We start from the raw sequence: 18,454 nt of genomic DNA, 5'->3' as shown, positions 1-18,454 counted from the left end.
GCAAGCAGCCGCGAGCTGGCCGCTCACGCGAAAAGACAAGCCAGACATCCTGTCTACCAACTGCACCAACTCGTCGTCGGCCGCATAGGCCTGGAGCGCCGCAACGGCCTCCCGGCACTGGCTCGCGCATCACCCCCGCCGCCACCTCGAACCATCCCACATAACGAGCCCGACTGCGGCACTACACAGATTCGTGAACGGTGATGATCTGAACCGCCGTAACCTCCGCCAGCGCTGCCGCGAACTTTCAGTAGAACCTGCGGCTTCCGGCATCGCCGGGGGAGAAGGGTTCGCGCAACAACACCCATTGGAGGAAAGCATGTCAAACCGCCTCATATCCGCCGCCGTCGCCAGTGCCTTCGCCGCAGCCATTGGCGCCGCCGCCATTGGTTCCGCATCAGCCGCGATGAGCGAGGCGGAAATGATGAAGATGCAGGAGAAGACCAAGAAAGAGGTCGCTTCCGGCAAGATGGAGAAGTGTTTCGGCGTAGCGCTGAAGGGCCACAACGACTGCTACGCGGGTGCTGGAACCACATGTGCGGGCACGGCCACCAAGGACTACCAGGGCAATGCCTTCAAGCTGGTGGCGAAGGGAACCTGTACTGCCATGACCACGCCAAATGGCCACGGCTCGCTAAAGCCGATCGGCTGATTCCGAGCAGACCGCGGCGGGTGGCATCGCCATCCGCCCTTTCCACTGCCTTCCGGGAGATCGACCATGAACATTCCTCCGCGTGCCGGAGTAGGACTTAAGCCGCAGCACTACCGCGAGATCCTGGAAACCGGGCCGGACATCGGCTTTTTCGAGGTCCATGCCGAAAACTACATGGGAGCGGGCGGACCACCGCACCGGTACCTTGCTGCGGTGCGCGAGCAATATCCTCTTTCGTTGCACGGTGTCGGTCTGTCGATCGGCGCGGCAGGGCCCCTCGACCAAGACCATTTGAGGCGCCTGAAAGACCTGATCGCCCGCTATCAGCCGGGCCTTTTCTCCGAGCACCTTGCATGGTCGAGCCACGACGATGCGTTTCTGAACGATCTCCTGCCGATGCCCTACACGATGGAAACGCTCCAGCGCATCGCCTCACACATCGACGAAGTGCAGGAAACACTTGGCCGTCAGATGCTGCTGGAAAATCCTTCCACCTACATCGCCTTTGCAGAAAGCACCTATGCCGAGCCTGATTTCATCGCCGAGGTGCAACGGCGCACCGGCTGCGGACTGCTGCTCGATGTGAGCAACGTCCACGTCGCTTCGACCAATCAGCAGTGGGACTCCTTCGCCTATATCGACGCCTATCCGCTCGGCGCCGTGCAGGAGATACATCTTGCCGGCTTCACGCCGGAAACCGACGAGAAACAGAGGCCGCTGCTCATCGATACCCACAGCCGGCCGGTCGACCCGTCGGTTTGGGAACTCTACGCCTACGCGATCGGCAAGCTTGGTCCCACGCCGACGCTGATCGAATGGGACGCCGATTTACCATCATGGAGTGAGCTGCATGCCGAGGCCATGCGGGCCGAAGCGTCCATGAAGTCTCACGCGCCGGGACAGGAGGTGCGCCTTGCAAGGGCTGGCTGAGCAGCAACGGGACTTCGCGCTGGCCTTGCTTGACGCTGCTCGTGCCACGCCGCAAGGCCTCGTGGGACCCGACGGCTTGCCAAGTCCGCGCCGCTTCGCGGTCTATCGCAACAATGTCGTGGCCGGCCTCATCGAGACACTGAAGGAAAATTACCCGGCCGTTCATCGCATCATCGGGGATGAATTCTTCCGCGCCATGACGGGGCAATTCGCAACCGCCCATCCACCGCAGCGCCCTGTCATGCTGGACTATGGTGCAGGCCTCCCCGAATTCATCGCTGGGTTCGAGCCCGCAGCGACACTTCCCTATCTCGCTGACGTGGCGAGGATCGAGCGCGCCTGGATCGAGGCCTATCACGCGGCCGATGCGGAGCCGCTTTCGGCGAATGATCTCCTCGCCGTCGATCAGGGCCGCCTGGGCGAGATCCGGCTGGCGCTCCACCCTTCGCTCCGGGTGACGCAATCGCAGTTTCCCGCCCTCACCATCTGGCGCATGAACATTGCCGGCGGCGAGCCCGCTGCTGTCGATCTCCAGGCAGGTGGTGAGGATGCTCTCATCATCCGCCCGGGAGCAGAAGTCGTCGTGCGCCAGCTGCCGGTGGGAGCTGCGGCCCTCATCAGGACCTTAGGCGCCGGCAAGCCAGTGGTGGCCGCGACGATAGCCGTGCTCGAAGCCACCCAGCACTTCGATCTCAGGACGATGTTGGCCGGACTGATTGAAGCCGGCGCTTTCATCGGTTGGAGCCTTGAACCGGATACCGGAGACGAGCCGTCATGATGTCAGCTCCGAACCTGATCCGTACGCTGACGGCGTGGCTTTCCTCGGTAGCCATGGCCGTAGCGCCCCTATTTCTGCGAGCAGCACTCGCGGTGCCGTTTTTCCGCTCCGGCCTCACCCGCTGGGACGGCTTCCTGCAGCTCTCGGACAGCACCATTTATCTGTTCGAAGAGGAGTTCAAGTTGCACATCTTCGGCGCCGAGTATGGTTTCCCCGTGCCCGATGCCGTGGCCTATCTGGTCGCGACCGCCGAAATCAGTTTGCCGGTGCTGCTGGTTCTGGGCCTCGCCACCCGCTTTGCCGCGCTGGCGATGCTTGTCATGACCGGTATCATCCAACTTGTCGTGCCCGACGGTTGGGCCAACTTCCATCTGCCCTGGGCCGCTATGGCGATCTCCATCATTGCCCTTGGCGCAGGGCCCATTTCCGTTGACTGGCTGATCGCGCGACGATTTGCTTCGGAGGCGTATCGGCAATGACCACCCCTCCTGCACTGAAACTTGTGCGGGGCGAAGCCGCTCTTCCGCCGCAGGTGCAGGAGCTGGATTGGTCGATCCTCATGGCGAGGGCCCAGGACGGCGATGCCAATGCCTATCGGCGGCTCCTCGAGAGCATTGCGCCATACCTGCGCGCTCACGCGGTGCGCTGTCACCGCAATCCCAGCGATGTCGAGGATGCGGTGCAGGATATACTGCTGACGCTGCACGCTGTGCGTGCGACCTATGATCCGGCGCGACCGTTCGGTCCCTGGCTCACGGCCATTGCCAAACGCAGGCTGATCGACCGTCTGCGCCGCCAGGGTCGCCGCAGGGCGTTGGAAACGGAATCGGACCCCATCCACGAAACCTTTGCCGATCGGTCCGCGAACCTTGAGCACATGACACATATCCATGAGATTGCCGCGGCCCTCGAACGCCTTCCCCCCGGTCAGCGTGAAGCCTTGCGGCTTACCAAGATCGAGGGACTATCGCTGAAGGAGGCCTCGGCGGCGAGCGGTATGAGCGTGGCGGCGCTCAAAGTCGCCACCCACCGCGCCATCCGGCGTCTTCGGAGCTTCTTCTCTGGCGGGAGTGAAACATGATTCCCACGGATGATCTCATCTCCGCGCTTGCCGCCAATCTGAGGCCGGTGAGGCGGCTCCGTCCGCCGCTGTTGCGGGCCACCGGTTTCTTGGTTCTCGCCGCATTGATCCTCACCATGATCGCCACAGCCCACGGCTGGCGGCCAGGCCTGCTCGTTCGTCTGGCCGAGATCCGCTTCGCTTTAAGCCTCACGGGGGCCGTCTTCACCGGCATCCTTGCCGCATTCGCGGCATTCCTCGTCAGCCTTCCTGGGCGTTCACGTCACTGGCTGTGGCTGCCCCTTCCGTCACTTGCCCTGTGGCTTTTCTCGATCGGCTATCAATGTCTGAACTTCTGGACACCGCTGGTTCCCGGCGCACCTCCCGGTGAGATGGCTTCTTGCATTGCGACGTTGGTGCTGACCAGCCTGCCTTTATCGCTCGCCTTGGCGCTCATGCTTCGCCATGCCGCTCTTTTCGACCCGGCGCCAGTGATCTTGGCTGCAAGTCTTTCCGTTGCTGGGATCACCGCGGCTGCGCTGACCCTTTTCCATCCGCTCGACGCCAGCATCGAGATTCTGATGTTCAATCTCGGCACCGGATCGTTGATCGTGTTGTCGGGCGGCGCCATCAGCCTGTTTGTATCGAACGCCTCGGAGAAGCCACAATGAGCGGACCATTGCCCGTCAGCAACCTGGCGAAATCGCGGGCTGCCCTGTCGCTCGCTCTTGGCGGCCTCTCGGCAGGTCTCCTCGCCTCCGCCTGCTGCGTGCTCCCTCTCGCCTTCGCTCTCGTGGGAATCAGTGGCGCCTGGATCGCGCGCCTCACCGCGCTGGCGCCTTACCAGCCATACTTCCTCACCCTCGCGGCCGTCTCGATCGGTGTTGGATTCTGGCGCTATCGCCGCAATGAGGCGGCCTGCCTTGCCGGTTCACTTTGCGCCAGTCCGGTCTATCGCCGTTCCACCCAATTCGTCCTGTTGGCCGCGAGCCTCATTGCAGTGGCGGCGGCGGCAGTCGACGTCTTCGGACGGCTTAATTTGTAGGAGATCCCGCCATGCGCGTCGCCATTGCAATTGTTGTCCCGCTCCTAGCCACGGTGCCCGCCGTCGCAGCACAACACACCGCCACATTCTCGGTGCCCGACATGACCTGTCCGCTCTGCCCGATCACCGTTACGACCGCAATCAGGCACCTCGACGGCATTGTCTCGGTTTCGACCAATGTCGGCGCCAAGACTGCAACTGTCGTCTTCGACGACCGCAAGACGAGCACCGCGTCGATCGCCGATGCTTCCGCCAATGCGGGCTATCCAGCAGCATTGGTGAACGAGCAATGATCGAGGTTACAAGCACCATCACCTGTCCCGGCTGCGGCCACCGTAGAAGCGAGACAATGCCTGCCAATGCCTGCCTGCACTTCTACGAATGCGAAAGCTGCAAGATCATCCTCAAGCCCCTACCGGGCGATTGCTGCGTATTCTGCTCATTCGGCGATCACCCCTGTCCGCCGAAACAGGAAGAGCGACAGTCCGATGCTGCCGGCCACCATCATTGCTGCTGAGGCATCGGCGGTGCCGGGGCAAGGATCGCCAAGGCCTGAAACAGGGCAGTAGGCAGTAGGGATTAGGCAATAGAAGACGCCACCCTACTGCCTACTGCCTACTGCCTACTGCCTACTGCCTACTGCCTACTGCCTACTGCCTACTGCCTACTGCCTACTGCCTACCATCTCCGCCAGACGGCGCACCGTGTTCCAGTTGCGCGACGTGCCGATGCCGAGGCGCTTGTGATTGGCCGCGGCAAGCAGCCGCGAGCTCGGCCGCTCACGCGAGAAGACAAGCCAGATATCGCCGTCCACCAGGAATACTTTCTCATCGGCGGCGGCATAGGCCTGGAGTGCTTCGACGGTGTCCGCGGGCAGCGGCTCGCGCATCACGCGCACCGCAACCTGATCGGCCGTGTCCGCTGATTCGTCCGGAAACGGATTGGCGGCGGCAAGCTTCAGCCAGTCATCGGCACCGCGCACGATGATGTCGACATGCCGGCCGAAGCTTTTCTCGAACGCCTTTTCCAGCCGCCGCTCGAGCTTTGAAAGCTCGCCTGTGCGCGTCTCGAACACCAGATTGCCCGTCGCCACCAGGGTGCGGACGTTTTTCAGCCCGAGATTTTCCGCCATGGCCTTCAGGTCGGACATGACCACCCGCCGCCCCTCGCCCAGGATGATGCTGTAGAGCAGCGCGACATAGGTCCGCACGGCTTGTTCGCTGTCGGTTCAAACCAGCCGCGACTGATCCACCGCAGCCGAGATAAAGCTCGCGAACAGCGGATGCGGGTCGAGCGGCCGGCTCTTCAGTTCGGGGTGATACTGCACGCCGATGAACCATGGATGGTCGGGATATTCGACCGTCTCGGGCAGCACGCCGTCGGGCGACATGCCGGCAAACACCAGGCCGCAATCCTCGAGCCGCTGCTTGTAGTCGATGTTGACTTCGTAGCGATGCCGGTGGCGCTCGGAAATCTGCGTGTCGCCGTAGATATCCGCTATCTTCGAGCCCTTGGCGAGCTCGGCCTGATAGGCGCCAAGCCGCATCGTGCCGCCAAGATCGCCTGCGGCCCTGCGCTTCTCAAGCATATTGCCCTTCAGCCACTCGGTCATAAGGCCGACGACGGGCTCGTCGGTCGGGCCGAACTCGGTCGACGACGCATGGTCGACACCCGCCAGCGAGCGGGCCGCCTCGATGCAGGCCATCTGCATGCCGAAGCAGATGCCGAAGTAAGGCACCTTGCGCTCGCGGGCGAACTTGGCCGCCAGGATCTTGCCTTCCGAGCCACGTTCGCCGAAGCCGCCGGGAACGAGGATGCCGTGCACCTTCTCCAGCCACGGCGCCGGGTCTTCCTTCTCGAAGATCTCGCTTTCGATCCAGTCGAGCTTGACCTTGACACGATTGGCAAGGCCGCCATGCGACAGCGCCTCGATCAGCGATTTATAGGCGTCCTTGAGCCCGGTGTATTTGCCGACGATGGCGATCGTCACCTCGCCTTCCGGATTGTGGATGTGGTTGGAAAGCTTCTGCCACGGCTCCATGCGCGGCTTCGGCGCCGGGTCGATGCCGAAGGCCGCCAGCACTTCCGAATCGAGGCCCTCCTGGTGATAGGCCAGAGGCACGTCATAGATATGCGGCACGTCCAGCGCCTGGATAACGGCGCTTTCGCGCACGTTGCAGAACAGCGAAAGCTTTCGGCGCTCCTCCTTCGGTATCGGCCTGTCGGCGCGCACCAAAAGAATGTCGGGCGCGATGCCGATGCCGCGCAGTTCCTTGACCGAATGCTGCGTCGGCTTGGTCTTAAGTTCGCCGGCCGTCGGGATGTAGGGCATCAGCGTCAGATGCACATAGACGGCGTTGTTGCGCGGCAGGTCGTTGCCGAGCTGTCGGATCGCTTCCAGGAACGGCATCGCCTCGATGTCGCCGACCGTGCCGCCGATTTCGCACAGCACGAAGTCGTAGTCGTCATTGCCGTCCAGCACGAAATGCTTGATCTCGTCGGTGACGTGCGGGATCACCTGCACGGTTGCGCCGAGATAGTCGCCGCGCCGCTCGCGCTCGATGATGTTCTTGTAGATACGGCCGGTGGTGATGTTGTCCTGCTGGTTCGCCGAGCGCCCGGTGAAGCGCTCGTAATGGCCGAGATCGAGGTCGGTCTCGGCGCCGTCATCGGTCACGAACACTTCGCCGTGCTGATACGGCGACATCGTCCCGGGATCGACATTGAGATAAGGATCGAGCTTTTTGATCCGCGCGCGATAGCCCCGCGCTTGCAGAAGAGCCCCAAGAGCTGCTGCGGCGATGCCTTTTCCGAGTGAGGAAACCACGCCGCCTGTGATGAATACATATCGCGCCATGGGAGTCATCGCTTAACGCGGCCTGATTGATTCCGCCAGAGAAAAAACCGCCGCGAAGGCTTTTTCCCAAAATGGCGCCGGGGCCCGCACGGGCTTGGATTCAGTCAAAACAAAAGGGCCGGCGATGCCGGCCCTTTCGGCAGTTTGATGGAAAGCCTTAGATAATAACGACCTTCGTGCCGATCTTGACGCGGCTGTAGAGATCCATGACGTGCTCGTTGATCATGCGGAAGCAGCCATTGGAGGCGCTGGTTCCGATCGACTGCGGCGCGATTGTGCCGTGGATGCGCAGATGCGTGTCCTTCTTGCCGTCATAGAGATAGATGGCGCGCGCGCCGAGCGGGTTCTCGCCGCCGCCGGGCATGCCGTCCTTGTACTGGCCGTAATGCTTCGGCTCGCGCTTCTGCATGTCGAGCGTCGGTATCCAGCGCGGCCATTCCTGCTTGTCGCCGACGGCTACCGTGCCCTTGAACTGCAGGCCTTCGCGGCCGACCGCGATGGCATAGCGGCGTGCCGTGGAAAACGACTCGACGAGATAGAGGCGGCGCGCACTGGTGTCGATGACGATGGTGCCCGGCTCATAACCGGTGAAAGTGACGTCCTGCGGCACGAATTCCGGCTTCACCTTGAACGGCCGCTTGGCGGCCTTCTTGGCCAGCGCCGAATCAAGCGCGCGGGTCTCGGGCAGGTAACTGATCGAGCTCACCGACGAGCCGCCGAAGAGGCCGGCAAATAGCCCGCCGCTGCTCGTCTGCTTCTGGCCGGGCTGCTCACTGCGCAACTCGCCATTGTTGCCGGTAGCGGTGATGTTCATGGCCTCGGCCGGGATAGGCTCCTCGGCCTTGACCGGAATGATCTGCGCGACCGGATCCAGCGGCGCGATGATCTTGGTGGTCTTCTTGGCCGGCTTGGCGTCGGCGACCTCAGCCGGCGCGGCAGTGCCCTTCTTGGCGAACCATTCCTGGCGCGCCGCGTCAGCCTTGGCCTTGGCGGCCTCGCGCATGGCCATCTTGCGAGCCTCGAGCGCCTTATCCTTTGCCGCCTGCTTGTCGGCGTCGATCTTGGCCTCGAGCCTGCCGATCTGCGCGAGATCGTCCGAGGTCGGATTTTTCTTCTTCTTGAGAAGCCTCAGCTGCGATGCGTCGCTCTTGGCGGCGGCAGCGGGAATGGCGTCGGTTTTCTCTACCGACGGGGAGGAGACCATGGTTGCCGGTCCGGCAAGGGCCGCGGAACCCATGCCGAGGACGGCACAGACTCCCAAAATGATGAAGCTGCGAAGCTGCATGGCGAAGATCCGATCGTTCGATGCGTGTTGCCCACGGCGTCGCCCGGCGTCCCCCAAGGACGCCAAAAGTGCCGCGCGCAATCTATAATCGATTAGCCGTCATCGCCTCAAGCTGAGGCAGGCGACACGCCCGGTTGAATCTTCGTGATCGGGGGCGCATTTGCCGCGACTGTGTTCAAAGAACAACAGATCGCGGCGGTGCTTGTCCGGCTACTGGTTCGGAACCTGAGGGGTGACCGGCAAGGTGACGCCGTTGGTCGCCGGCGCGGTGGTCGGATTCGCGGGCGTTGTGGCCGGAGCCGGCGCGGTGGTGCCGTTGGCAAGCGGCGTGGTGGTCGTCGCACCGCCAGCCGGGGCCGCGGGAGCAGAGCCGCCAGCCGGAGCGGCGGGCTTGGAAGTGCCCACCGGCCCATTGGAACCCGGCAGCTGGTTGAGCACGCCGTTGCCCTGGCTGGACGTTGCCGGACGGTCGAGGATGTCGATCGGCTTTTCGCCGTAGCGGGCAAGGATCGACAGCGCCAGCGACGTCACGAAGAAGGCTGCCGCCAGGATCGCGGTGGCGCGGGTCAACGCGTTGGCGGCGCCACGAGCGGTCATGAAACCGGAGCCGCCGCCGATGCCCAAGCCGCCGCCTTCGGAGCGCTGCAGCAGCACCACGCCGACGAGGGCGAGCACGACCATGAGGTGGACGACGATCAGTACGGTTTCCATAATTTATCCTGGCGAGGCCTTGCGCGAGCGCGCATGCGACCGATGATTTGGAGGCGGCTCCTTACAATGCTTTGGCGGCATTTCCAAGCCCGTGGCCGGGAATATGGGAAGCAATGCGGCCTTTACAACGATTTAGCCCGCGCGAGCCTGGGAGACGGGCTGGGGTGTGTTGAGATTCAGGTCAGGCCGAGCCGGAAACGTTGGTTTTCGAGAACCGGCCTACGCCGGCCGTAGCCCTTATAGGGCTGAGACACCTATGAGGGCTTCGGCCGGCGGAGGCCGGAAGCGCAGGAAATCATCGTTCGCAGGCCGGCATCACCTGAATATCAACGCAGGCTAAGCCATGTTCATATAAGCTTCCGCTATGGCCAGGAAATCGGCTGCCTTCAGGCTGGCGCCGCCGACCAGCGCGCCGTCGACATTGTCGACGCTGAGCAGTTCCACCGCGTTGGAAGGCTTGACCGAGCCGCCATAAAGAATGCGCGTCCTGGCCGCGGTATCGCCGAACAGCGCGGTCAGCTTGCCCCGGATATGCGCATGCGCCTCGGCGACATCGGCCGCGGTCGGCGTCAGGCCGGTGCCGATCGCCCAGACCGGCTCGTAGGCGATGATGGTGTTGGCGGCGGTGGCGCTCGCCGGCACGGAACCGTCAAGCTGGCGCGACAGGACATCAAGCGTGGCGCCCGCCTCCCGCTCGGCGCGCGTCTCGCCGATGCAGATGATGGCCACCAGCCCCGCCCGCCAGGCCGCCGACGCCTTGGCATGGACTATTGCATCGTCGTCGCCGAACAGCTCGCGGCGCTCGGAATGGCCGACGATGACGTGGCTCGCGCCAGCATCCTTGAGCATCTCGGCCGAAATCTCGCCCGTGAAGGCGCCGCTCTCCTTGGGATGGCAATCCTCTCCACCGGCACGCACCGGCGTGCGCGACAGGATCTCGGCGGCGCGCTGCAGCAAGGTCGCCGGCACGCACACCAGCGCTTCGGTCTCCGCGTCGAGCCCGCTCATGAACCCGTTGCCTATCGACCGCAGCTCGTTGAGCGAGGCGCTGGTGCCGTTCATTTTCCAGTTGCCGGCGACAAGCGGGCGGATTCCAGGGGTCATGGGGCGCGTTCTCCGAGCGACATTAAGCAGCGCCCTCACTACCAAAATCAGGTCACAAAGCAATCGACAGTGGGCCGGAAGGGCGCTATTGCGCTTGTTTCAGACTCGGCGCACGCGAAAATGCGCAAAAATCGGAAGTATGCATGCTTAGTATATTGAGAAGCGCGGCAGGCACCTGGGTCGCGAAGGCGTTGCTGTCCTTGCTGGTGGTGAGTTTCCTCGCCTGGGGCGCGACCACGCGCATGGTGGGTGGCGTGCTGGGCGGCCATCACGCGGTGATCACGGCCGGCGGCACGGAGGTCTCGATCAACGAGTACCGCCTCGCTTACGACCGCCAGCTCAACCTTCTGTCGCAGCAATATGGCCAGCGCGTCACCCACGAACAGGCCAAGCTGCTGGGCGTCGACAATCAGGTGCTGGCGCAGCTCGTTTCGGGCGCCGTGCTGGACGAACAGGCGCGCAAGCTCGGGCTCGGCCTCTCCAAGGATCGGCTGGCCGAACTGACGCGCGAGGATCCGGCCTTCAAGGGCCCCGGCGGCCAGTTCGATCGCCGCACCTTCGAGTATCTGCTGCGCCAGCTCGGCATGCGGCCCGAGGACTATCTCAGGAACCGCTCGCAGGTGGCCGTGCGCCAGCAGATCGTCGAGGCGATCTCCGACGGCCTCAAGGTTCCGCAGACCTTCCTGAAAGCGGTCTCTCTCTATCGCGGCGAGGATCGCACGATCGACTATGTCGTGCTGCCGAAGACGCTGGTGCAGCCGATCGAGGCGCCGTCCGACAGCGCCCTCAAAACTTATTTCGACGCCAACAAGAAGAACTATGCCGCGCCGGAATACCGCAAGTTCTCCTATGTCCGGCTGGAGCCGCAGGACATCATGGATCCGTCCGCGGTGACAGACCAGCAGATCAGCGAGGACTACAACAAGAACATCGCGCGCTACACGACGCCCGAGATGCGTACCATCGAGCAGCTGGTGTTCAAGACGCCGGATGCGGCCAAGGCCGCTTTGGATTCGCTGAAGGCTGGCGCTACCTTCGACAAGCTCGTCACCGCCGAAGGCAAGACGCAGGCCGACACGCTGCTCGGCACGCTTGCCAAGGACAAGATCGCCGACAAGGCGGTGGCCGATGCCGCCTTCTCGCTCAATGCCAACGAGGTGAGCCAGGTCGTCCAGGGCGCCTTCGGTCCCGTGCTGTTGCGCGTCACCGAGATCAAGCCGCAGGTGGTGAAGCCGCTGTCGGAAGTGTCCGGCCAGATCCGCAAGGACCTGGCGCTTGGCGAGGCAAGCCGCATCCTGCTCGATGTGCATGACAGCTACGAGGACACCCGCGCCTCGGGCGCCTCGCTGGCCCAGGCCGCCGAGAAGTTGAAGCTCAAGGTCGTCACCATCGACGCCATCGACCGTACCGGCCAGCGGCCGGACGGCACGATCGTCAACGACCTGCCGGAATCGGCCGAGCTGATCAAATCGGTGTTCGCGGCGGAGCCCAATACCGAGAACGAAGGCCTGACGACTGCCGGCAACGGTTTCGTCTTCTACGAAGTGCAGTCGGTCACGCCGGCGCGCGACCGCACGTTGGATGAAGTCCGCAAGAAGGTCGTCGCCGACTGGACAGAGGCCGAGACCGACAAGCGTCTCGACGCCAAGGCTCAGGAACTGGAGAAGCGCCTCAAGGCAGGCACCGCGCTCGACGTCATCGCCGGCGAGCTCAAGCTCGACAAGCAGACCAAACGCGGCCTGAAGCGCGAAGCCGACGATGCCGATTTCGGCAAGGAAGGCGCCGCGGCCATGTTCGGCGTCGGCGAAGGCGGTACTGGTTTGATCCCCTCGCCCACCGGCGACGGCCAGATCCTGTTCAAGGTCGCCGAGGTCTTCGAGCCGGCGGGCGCCGATGGCAGCGCGGTGCCGGACGACGCGCAGAAATCCTTCGGCGCCGGCATGTCCGACGATCTGCTCGACCAGCTGGTGGCGCAGTTGCAGTCGCAATATGACATTCGCATCGATCCGAACGCGGTTTCGCAAGCACAGACACGATGAGCGCTCTCAAGACACACATAGCCAAGGTCGCCACGGGCACCGCGCTTTCCTTCGAGGAAGCGCGCGAGGCGTTCGACATCATCATGTCGGGCGACGCGACACCCGGCCAGATCGGCGGCTTCCTGATGGCGCTGCGCGTGCGCGGCGAGACGGTGGGCGAGATTTCCGGCGCGGTCGCTACGATGCGCGCCAAGATGCTGCGCGTCGAGGCGCCGCAAGGCGCCATCGACATCGTCGGCACCGGCGGCGACAATTCGCATTCGGTCAACATCTCGACCGCTTCGGCCTTCGTCATCGCCGCGGCCGGCGTGCCGGTGGCCAAGCATGGCAATCGCGGCCTGTCCTCGCTGACCGGCTCCGCCGATGTGCTGACGGCGCTGGGCGTCAGAATAGACATCCCGCCGGAGACGATCGGCCGCTGCATCCATGAGGCGGGTGTCGGCTTCATGTTCGCGCCGGCGCATCATCCGGCGATGAAGCATGTCGGGCCGACCCGCGTCGAGCTCGGCACGCGCACCATCTTCAACCTGCTCGGACCGCTGTCGAACCCCGCCGGCGTCAGCCGCCAGATGGTTGGCGTGTTCCTGCCGGAGTGGATCATGCCCGTGGCCGAGACGCTCAAGGCGCTGGGCGCTGATCACGCCTGGGTCGTCCATGGCGACGGCTATGACGAGATCACCACCACCGGCGAGACCCAGGTGGCGGAGCTCGCCGGCGGCGAGATTCGCAGCTTCACCTTGACGCCGGAAGCCGTTGGCTTGAAGCGGCACACAAAGGAAGAGCTGCGCGGCGGCGACGCGGCCTACAACGCCAAGGAATTGCGCGATATGCTTGGCGGAGCCGCCGGCGCATATCGCGATACGGTGCTGATGAATGCCGGCGCCGGGCTGGTTGTGGCCGGCAAGGTGACGACGCTGGCCGACGGCATCGCGGCGGCGGCGCAAGCGATCGACAGCGGCCGCGCGCTTGCGGTGCTCGACAAGCTCATCGAGATTTCGAACGGTTAGACCCCTTGTCCGATATCCTGCGCAAGATCGAAGCCTACAAGCGTGAAGAGATCGCCGCGGCGAAGCTCGCCGTGTCGTTCGCCGAGATCAGGACGAAGGCCAGGGACGCCGAGCCGCCGCGCGGCTTCCTTGCCGCGCTGGAGGCCAAGCGCCGAGACGGCGGCTTCGCTTTGATCGCCGAAATCAAGAAGGCCAGCCCTTCCAGGGGCCTGATCCGCGCGGATTTCGATCCACCGGCGCTCGCCGACGCCTATCGGAAAGGCGGCGCCGCCTGCCTTTCGGTGCTTACGGACGCCCCGTCTTTCCACGGCGCTCCCGAATTCCTGACGGCCGCTCGGGCAGCGGTGCGCCTGCCGGCTCTGCGCAAGGATTTTCTGTTCGATCCCTACCAGGTCTACGAAGCACGCGCCTGGGGCGCCGACGCCATCCTGATCATCATGGCAAGCGTCGACGACGCGCTTGCCAAGGACCTTGAGGCGACCGCCTTCGAGCTCGGCATGGACGCTCTGGTCGAGGTGCACGACGAAAACGAAATGCAACGCGCGCTCCGCCTCTCGTCGCGGCTGATCGGCATCAACAACCGCGATCTCAGAACCTTTGAAACCAGCCTCGACGTTTCGGAGCGGCTGGCGGCCATGGTGCCGGCGGATCGGCTGCTGGTCAGCGAAAGCGGCATCTTCACGCATCAGGATTGCCGCCGGCTGGAGAAGAGCAAGATCGGCACGTTCCTGGTCGGCGAGAGCCTGATGCGGCAGGCCGACGTGGCCGCCGCCACGCAACGGCTGCTCACCGGCAAGGCCCGTGCCGAGGCCGTTTGAGGATGGCCTCCCTTACCCATCTTGGTGCCAAGGGCGAAGCCAACATGGTCGACGTCGGCGACAAGGCGGAGACGACGCGCACGGCAGTCGCCGAAGGGTTTGTCTCCATGCAGCCGCAAACGCTGGAGATGATCTTGGCCGGCGACGCCAAGAAAGGCGACGTATTGGGGACTGCCCGTATCGCCGGCATCATGGCCGCGAAGAAGACGCACGAGCTGATCCCGCTCTGCCACCCGCTGCTTCTGACCAAAGTTGCCGTCGAGATCGAGCCGGACCGTTCCTTGCCAGGTCTCAAGGTTACCGCGCTCGCCCGCGTCACCGGCAAGACGGGTGTGGAGATGGAGGCGCTGACCGCCGCTTCAGTCGCCTGCCTCACCATCTACGACATGGCCAAGGCAGCGGACCGCGGGATGGTGATTTCCGGCGTCCGGCTGGTCGAGAAGACCGGCGGCAAATCTGGCGACTACAAGGCGGGTTCATAATGGCCTTGCTTCCGGTCACCGAGGCGCTCGAACGCCTGCTGGACGGCGTGACGGCTCTGCCGGGCGAGCGCGTTCCGCTGGCTGACGCGGCGGGCCGCGTGCTGGCCGAGCCGGTGGTCGCGTTGCGCACGCAACCACCTTTCGATGCCTCCGCGATGGACGGCTATGCCGCGCGCTTCTCCGATGTCGCCTCGGCGCCGGCGCTACTCGAGGTCATCGGCATGGCGCCTGCCGGACGCGGTTTCTCCGGAACCGTCGGCGAAGGCCAGGCCGTGCGCATCTTCACCGGGGCGCCGTTGCCGGAGGGCGCCGACACCGTCGTCATCCAGGAAAACGTCCGCGATCTCGGCAATGGCAGGATCGAGCTGACGGAGCCAACCGCAGAAGCACGCAATGTCCGCCGCCGCGGGCTCGACTTCGGTCAGGGCGACGTGCTGCTCGAAAAGGGCCGAGTTCTCGATGCGGCGGCCCTTTCGCTGGCGGCCTCGGCCAACCACCCAGCCTTGTGCGTCGTGCGCCGGCCGCTGGTCGCGATCATCGCCACCGGGGACGAATTGCTGCCGCCAGGCAGCGCGCTCGGCCCCGACCAGATCATTTCGTCGAATGCTTACGGCGTTGCCGCCGCCGCCCAGTCGGTCGGCGCGCGCGCGCTCGATCTCGGCATCGCCGCCGACCGCCAGGAGGCGATTGCCGCGCTGGTCCGGAAAGCGGTCGAGGCCGGCGCCGATATCATCGTCACGCTCGGCGGCGCCTCGGTCGGCGACCACGACCTCGTCCATGGCGTGCTGACCGGCGAAGGCATGCAGCTCGATTTCTGGAAGATCGCCATGCGCCCCGGCAAACCGCTGATGTTTGGCCGGCTTGGCAATGTCCGCTGCATCGGCCTGCCCGGCAATCCGGTGGCAAGCATTGTCTGCTCGCAACTCTTCCTGAAGCCGCTGCTTGCCCGGCTCGGCGGCCGCGATCATCGGCAGGATATGCGAATGGCCCGGCTTGGCACCGCGATGCGGGCCAACGACGTCAGGCAGGACTATGTGCGCGCCGTCGTGCGCGAGGACGCCGGCACCTTGATCGCGACGCCTTTCGGCATCCAGGACTCCTCTATGCTGCGGATGCTCGCCGACGCCAACGGCCTGATCGTGCGCGAGCCCTTTGCGCCGGCCGCGGAAGCCGGCGCTGAATGCAGCGTGCTCATGCTGCGCTAGACGTCGACGAAGTCGATCCTGATAGGTCGACGAGGTCGATCGTAACCCTTATTCGCCGACCAACGTACGGGTCAGGGGATGATCCGGGTCGGCGAGACCATCGACAATATTGAAATGATGTCGGTCCGGCTCGACCACTGAACAGGTGGCAGCGCCGAGCCCGGTCCAGATGTTGGCGAGCAACGCGCTGTGGCGCAGGAATTCCGCACGCTCGCCGCCGCCGGCCCAGCAGGTGATGCAGGCTCCCTGTCGAGGCCGCAGTAATGCCGGGCTTTCGCTCCGCGCTTCCGGCTCGTCGATGTTCAATGTTTCGTTCAGCGCGGTGAACATCAGCGGCCGAAGGTCGTGCAGGCCTGAAATCGAAACCACCTGTCGTATGCGCCATGTCACATCGGATGATAGCGGTGAGGCCGTGGTCACCATTCGGCTGGCCAGATGCCCGCCGGCCGAGTGCCCGGTCAGCATCAGCGGACCATCGACCATGGCTGCCGCCTTCTCGATCGCTGCAGCGACCTCGCCGACTATGCCGCTGATCCTGGTCTGCGGGCACAGCGTGTAGGAGGGCATGGCGACGGCAAAGCCGCGCCCGAGCGCGCCTCCAGCCAGATGCGACCAGGAGCCCTTGTCCGACTCCATCCAGTAGCCGCCGTGGATGAATACGACGAGCCCCTTTGGCGCCGCAGACGGGAGAAACAGGTCGAAGCGATTGCGCGGCGCGTCGCCATACACGATATCGAGCCGCGCCCTGCCCTCTGACAGCAGCCTTTCGCGGAATGCCCGCGCCGGACCATCCCACGCCGCGGGCCAGCGGTCGCCGCCCGCGATGTTGGCGCCATTTGCGTAGGCGTCATCCCAGTCGACAACACGATGTCCCAGCAACGGTGTCTCCGCGATCAGGTCATTTGTTCGGCATCGCCGATTCAAAGTCAGGTAACAGTTGTTTTGACGGCAAAGCGCGCGTCTTGCCAGATGCCAGTGCGCAGGATGTCCTCCAGCACCTCGACCGCATTCCAGACATCGCGGTAACCGACATAAAGCGGCGTGAAGCCGAAACGAATGGTGGATGGCGCGCGGAAATCGCCGATCACGCCGCGCTCGATCAGGGCGCGCATCACCTGGTAGCCATTTGGATGGGCGAACGATACCTGGCTGCCGCGTTCTGCGCCTGAGCGCGGGCTCTCCAACTCAAGACCGATGCCGCCGCATCTGGCCTCGACAAGCCGGATGAACAGGTCCGTCAGCGCGACGCTTTTTCTCCGCACGGCCCTCATGTCGACGTCGTTCCAGAGATCCAGCGCGCCTTTCAGCGCGCGCATCGACAGCACCGGCTGCGTTCCGCACAGGAACCGCCGGATGCCAGTGCCCGCGGCATAGCCCTGCTCGAACGCGAAAGGCCGGGCATGGCCCCACCAGCCGCTGAGCGGCTGGCGAATGTCGCCGTGGTGGCGGCTCGCGGCGTAGATGAAGGCCGGCGAGCCCGGCCCGCCATTGAGATACTTGTAGGTGCAGCCGATGGCGAAATCGGCATTCGAGCCGTCGAGATCCACCGGCAGCGCACCCGCTGTGTGGCAGAGGTCCCACACGATTAACGCGCCGGCTTCACGGGCCTTGCGGGTGAGCGCCGCCATGTCGCGCAGCCGGCCGGATTTATAGTTGACGTGGTTGACCAGGATGACCGCGACGCGATCGTCGACCAGTTCCTCAATCGTCGGGGCATCGGCGCCTTCGAGCCGCAGCACCGTGCCGGGCCGCGTCGATGCGACCCCTTCCGCCATGTAGAGGTCGGTCGGAAAGCTGTCGGTCTCGGCAACGATCACCGAACGCTCGGGCCGCATCGCAAGTGCCGCATGCAGGACCTTGTAGATGTTGATCGAAGTCGTGTCGCAAACGACCGTCTGGCCGGGTTTCGCGCCGATCAGGCGCCCGAGCTGGTCGCCCAGCTCGATGGGCATATCGAACCAGTCGGCGGTGTTCCAGGCGCGGATGAGATCCCGCGCCCATTCCTGCCTCGCGGCAGTCTCGATCTCGTTGAAGGCGTCGATCGAAGCAGCGCCCAGCGAATTGCCGTCGAGGTATATGACGCCTTCCGGCAAGACGAAGCGATCGCGCATGGCGCGCAGCGGATCCGCGGCATCCATCGCCTCGACTTCGGCGAAATCAGGAATTCCCCTCATTGTGCTGCCGCCTCCATTTCGATCTGGCCAAGGGGGTTGTCTCACCACCGTCGGCGACAGGGCAAGAACCTTTGGTCCTATGTTAGCTGGTCCATAGACGGCGAAGACCCTGGATCGGAACCATTGCTAAGGTTGGCATTTTGGGTCCGTTTCGTTCACGGTGCGGCACGCTTGCGCAGAAACCGACGTGATCCCATCCACGGCTTCGTGATGGTGTCGGCTCTTGATTCAGCTTAAGGAGGCTCCAAATCCGAGCGGAATCAACGCCCCTACCCCAGCCGGGACGGCCAAGGCATCACCGGATGCG

Annotated in this window: 21 protein-coding genes; 14 read left to right on the top strand and 7 right to left on the bottom strand. The window is 64.2% G+C overall.

From position 1 onward, the window contains the following. The first annotated feature begins 319 nt into the window (after positions 1 to 319). The 9 genes from FJW05_RS03835 (at position 320) to FJW05_RS27635 (ending at position 4,982) form a co-directional block, all read left to right on the top strand. Positions 320 to 652, top strand: coding sequence for a DUF2282 domain-containing protein (locus FJW05_RS03835; protein WP_140542394.1), 333 nt, complete (start codon positions 320 to 322; stop codon positions 650 to 652). A gap of 66 nt (positions 653 to 718) precedes the next feature. Continuing rightward, complete coding sequence (locus tag FJW05_RS03830) at positions 719 to 1,582, top strand: DUF692 domain-containing protein (RefSeq protein WP_140627918.1); 864 nt, start codon at positions 719 to 721, stop codon at positions 1,580 to 1,582. Then, entirely contained in the window at positions 1,566 to 2,360 is a 795-nt protein-coding gene (locus FJW05_RS03825) for a DNA-binding domain-containing protein (protein ID WP_140627915.1), read from the top strand. The genes FJW05_RS03830 and FJW05_RS03825 overlap by 17 nt, the downstream gene beginning before the upstream one ends. Next, on the top strand, positions 2,357 to 2,839 hold the full coding sequence (locus FJW05_RS03820) for a DoxX family protein (protein WP_140627912.1): 483 nt from the start codon (positions 2,357 to 2,359) through the stop codon (positions 2,837 to 2,839). Before FJW05_RS03825 ends, FJW05_RS03820 begins: the two co-directional genes overlap by 4 nt. Then, entirely contained in the window at positions 2,836 to 3,441 is a 606-nt protein-coding gene (locus FJW05_RS03815; protein WP_140627909.1) for a sigma-70 family RNA polymerase sigma factor, read from the top strand. The genes FJW05_RS03820 and FJW05_RS03815 overlap by 4 nt, the downstream gene beginning before the upstream one ends. Beyond that, positions 3,438 to 4,091, top strand: a complete 654-nt coding sequence (locus FJW05_RS03810) for an NrsF family protein (protein ID WP_140627906.1) — start codon at positions 3,438 to 3,440, stop codon at positions 4,089 to 4,091. The genes FJW05_RS03815 and FJW05_RS03810 overlap by 4 nt, the downstream gene beginning before the upstream one ends. Further along, on the top strand, positions 4,088 to 4,465 hold the full coding sequence (locus tag FJW05_RS03805; protein ID WP_140627902.1) for a mercuric transporter MerT family protein: 378 nt from the start codon (positions 4,088 to 4,090) through the stop codon (positions 4,463 to 4,465). Before FJW05_RS03810 ends, FJW05_RS03805 begins: the two co-directional genes overlap by 4 nt. Before the next feature lie 11 nt (positions 4,466 to 4,476). After that, positions 4,477 to 4,758 (top strand): cation transporter, encoded by a 282-nt coding sequence (locus FJW05_RS03800; RefSeq protein ID WP_140627899.1) that lies wholly within the window; start codon positions 4,477 to 4,479, stop codon positions 4,756 to 4,758. Further along, the gene (locus tag FJW05_RS27635) at positions 4,755 to 4,982 is read left to right on the top strand and encodes a GDCCVxC domain-containing (seleno)protein (RefSeq protein WP_140627896.1); all 228 of its coding nucleotides are present in this window, start codon (positions 4,755 to 4,757) and stop codon (positions 4,980 to 4,982) included. The genes FJW05_RS03800 and FJW05_RS27635 overlap by 4 nt, the downstream gene beginning before the upstream one ends. Positions 4,983 to 5,129: 147 nt before the next feature. On the opposite strand, the gene FJW05_RS03790 is transcribed toward FJW05_RS27635, so the two are convergent. From FJW05_RS03790 to tpiA, 5 genes are all read right to left on the bottom strand, one after another. Further along, on the bottom strand, positions 5,130 to 5,675 hold the full coding sequence (locus FJW05_RS03790) for a DUF1697 domain-containing protein (protein WP_140627893.1): 546 nt from the start codon (positions 5,673 to 5,675) through the stop codon (positions 5,130 to 5,132). Positions 5,676 to 5,693: 18 nt separating this feature from the next. Further along, entirely contained in the window at positions 5,694 to 7,331 is a 1,638-nt protein-coding gene (locus FJW05_RS03785) for a CTP synthase (protein WP_140542386.1), read from the bottom strand. 148 nt (positions 7,332 to 7,479) lie between these two features. Then, complete coding sequence (locus tag FJW05_RS03780) at positions 7,480 to 8,607, bottom strand: L,D-transpeptidase (protein ID WP_140542387.1); 1,128 nt, start codon at positions 8,605 to 8,607, stop codon at positions 7,480 to 7,482. Between the two features lie 210 nt (positions 8,608 to 8,817). Then, positions 8,818 to 9,318 (bottom strand): preprotein translocase subunit SecG, encoded by a 501-nt coding sequence (gene secG / locus FJW05_RS03775; RefSeq protein WP_140627890.1) that lies wholly within the window; start codon positions 9,316 to 9,318, stop codon positions 8,818 to 8,820. 336 nt (positions 9,319 to 9,654) lie between these two features. After that, positions 9,655 to 10,422, bottom strand: a complete 768-nt coding sequence (gene tpiA / locus FJW05_RS03770; protein WP_140627886.1) for a triose-phosphate isomerase — start codon at positions 10,420 to 10,422, stop codon at positions 9,655 to 9,657. A 143-nt stretch (positions 10,423 to 10,565) separates the two neighbouring features. On the opposite strand from tpiA, the gene FJW05_RS03765 reads away from it, so the two are divergent. Genes FJW05_RS03765 through glp form a run of 5 tightly spaced genes read left to right on the top strand, consistent with a single transcriptional unit; the run spans position 10,566 to position 15,973 of the window. Beyond that, a complete protein-coding gene (locus tag FJW05_RS03765) occupies positions 10,566 to 12,461 on the top strand; it encodes a peptidylprolyl isomerase (RefSeq protein ID WP_140627883.1) in 1,896 nt (631 codons plus the stop codon). Further along, positions 12,458 to 13,468, top strand: coding sequence for an anthranilate phosphoribosyltransferase (trpD, locus tag FJW05_RS03760; RefSeq protein WP_140627880.1), 1,011 nt, complete (start codon positions 12,458 to 12,460; stop codon positions 13,466 to 13,468). The genes FJW05_RS03765 and trpD overlap by 4 nt, the downstream gene beginning before the upstream one ends. Before the next feature lie 5 nt (positions 13,469 to 13,473). After that, entirely contained in the window at positions 13,474 to 14,286 is an 813-nt protein-coding gene (trpC, locus tag FJW05_RS03755; RefSeq protein ID WP_140627877.1) for an indole-3-glycerol phosphate synthase TrpC, read from the top strand. A 2-nt stretch (positions 14,287 to 14,288) separates the two neighbouring features. Beyond that, on the top strand, positions 14,289 to 14,768 hold the full coding sequence (moaC, locus tag FJW05_RS03750) for a cyclic pyranopterin monophosphate synthase MoaC (protein WP_140627874.1): 480 nt from the start codon (positions 14,289 to 14,291) through the stop codon (positions 14,766 to 14,768). Continuing rightward, positions 14,768 to 15,973: a gephyrin-like molybdotransferase Glp gene (gene glp, locus FJW05_RS03745; protein WP_140627871.1), complete on the top strand. Its 1,206-nt coding sequence runs from the start codon at positions 14,768 to 14,770 to the stop codon at positions 15,971 to 15,973. The genes moaC and glp overlap by 1 nt, the downstream gene beginning before the upstream one ends. Positions 15,974 to 16,021: 48 nt before the next feature. Here the strand turns inward: glp and FJW05_RS03740 are convergent, their stop codons facing one another. Both FJW05_RS03740 and kynU read right to left on the bottom strand, forming a co-directional pair. Next, positions 16,022 to 16,852: an alpha/beta hydrolase gene (locus tag FJW05_RS03740; protein WP_140628220.1), complete on the bottom strand. Its 831-nt coding sequence runs from the start codon at positions 16,850 to 16,852 to the stop codon at positions 16,022 to 16,024. Between the two features lie 47 nt (positions 16,853 to 16,899). Beyond that, positions 16,900 to 18,147 carry a kynureninase gene (kynU, locus tag FJW05_RS03735; RefSeq protein WP_140627868.1) on the bottom strand — a complete coding sequence of 416 codons (1,248 nt, stop codon included), beginning with the start codon at positions 18,145 to 18,147 and terminating at the stop codon, positions 16,900 to 16,902. Between the last annotated feature and the right edge of the window lie 307 nt (positions 18,148 to 18,454).

It is taken from the genome of Mesorhizobium sp. B2-9-1 (genome assembly GCF_006439455.1).
Taxonomy (GTDB): Bacteria; Pseudomonadota; Alphaproteobacteria; order Rhizobiales; family Rhizobiaceae; genus Mesorhizobium.
The sequence above is the reverse complement of the archived record's forward strand: the minus strand, read 5'-3'. Positions and strand labels throughout refer to the sequence as shown.

What these genes read in the sequence shown, in the direction of transcription:
- FJW05_RS03835 (WP_140542394.1), top strand. Translation starts at nt 320, where the DNA reads ATGTCAAACCGCCTCATATCCGCCGCCGTCGCCAGTGCCTTCGCCGCA.
- FJW05_RS03830 (WP_140627918.1), top strand. Translation starts at nt 719, where the DNA reads ATGAACATTCCTCCGCGTGCCGGAGTAGGACTTAAGCCGCAGCACTAC.
- FJW05_RS03820 (WP_140627912.1), top strand. Translation starts at nt 2,357, where the DNA reads ATGATGTCAGCTCCGAACCTGATCCGTACGCTGACGGCGTGGCTTTCC.
- FJW05_RS03815 (WP_140627909.1), top strand. Translation starts at nt 2,836, where the DNA reads ATGACCACCCCTCCTGCACTGAAACTTGTGCGGGGCGAAGCCGCTCTT.
- FJW05_RS03810 (WP_140627906.1), top strand. Translation starts at nt 3,438, where the DNA reads ATGATTCCCACGGATGATCTCATCTCCGCGCTTGCCGCCAATCTGAGG.
- FJW05_RS03805 (WP_140627902.1), top strand. Translation starts at nt 4,088, where the DNA reads ATGAGCGGACCATTGCCCGTCAGCAACCTGGCGAAATCGCGGGCTGCC.
- FJW05_RS03800 (WP_140627899.1), top strand. Translation starts at nt 4,477, where the DNA reads ATGCGCGTCGCCATTGCAATTGTTGTCCCGCTCCTAGCCACGGTGCCC.
- FJW05_RS27635 (WP_140627896.1), top strand. Translation starts at nt 4,755, where the DNA reads ATGATCGAGGTTACAAGCACCATCACCTGTCCCGGCTGCGGCCACCGT.
- FJW05_RS03785 (WP_140542386.1), bottom strand. Translation starts at nt 7,331, where the DNA reads ATGACTCCCATGGCGCGATATGTATTCATCACAGGCGGCGTGGTTTCC.
- FJW05_RS03780 (WP_140542387.1), bottom strand. Translation starts at nt 8,607, where the DNA reads ATGCAGCTTCGCAGCTTCATCATTTTGGGAGTCTGTGCCGTCCTCGGC.
- secG (WP_140627890.1), bottom strand. Translation starts at nt 9,318, where the DNA reads ATGGAAACCGTACTGATCGTCGTCCACCTCATGGTCGTGCTCGCCCTC.
- tpiA (WP_140627886.1), bottom strand. Translation starts at nt 10,422, where the DNA reads ATGACCCCTGGAATCCGCCCGCTTGTCGCCGGCAACTGGAAAATGAAC.
- FJW05_RS03765 (WP_140627883.1), top strand. Translation starts at nt 10,566, where the DNA reads ATGCTTAGTATATTGAGAAGCGCGGCAGGCACCTGGGTCGCGAAGGCG.
- trpD (WP_140627880.1), top strand. Translation starts at nt 12,458, where the DNA reads ATGAGCGCTCTCAAGACACACATAGCCAAGGTCGCCACGGGCACCGCG.
- moaC (WP_140627874.1), top strand. Translation starts at nt 14,289, where the DNA reads ATGGCCTCCCTTACCCATCTTGGTGCCAAGGGCGAAGCCAACATGGTC.
- glp (WP_140627871.1), top strand. Translation starts at nt 14,768, where the DNA reads ATGGCCTTGCTTCCGGTCACCGAGGCGCTCGAACGCCTGCTGGACGGC.
- kynU (WP_140627868.1), bottom strand. Translation starts at nt 18,147, where the DNA reads ATGAGGGGAATTCCTGATTTCGCCGAAGTCGAGGCGATGGATGCCGCG.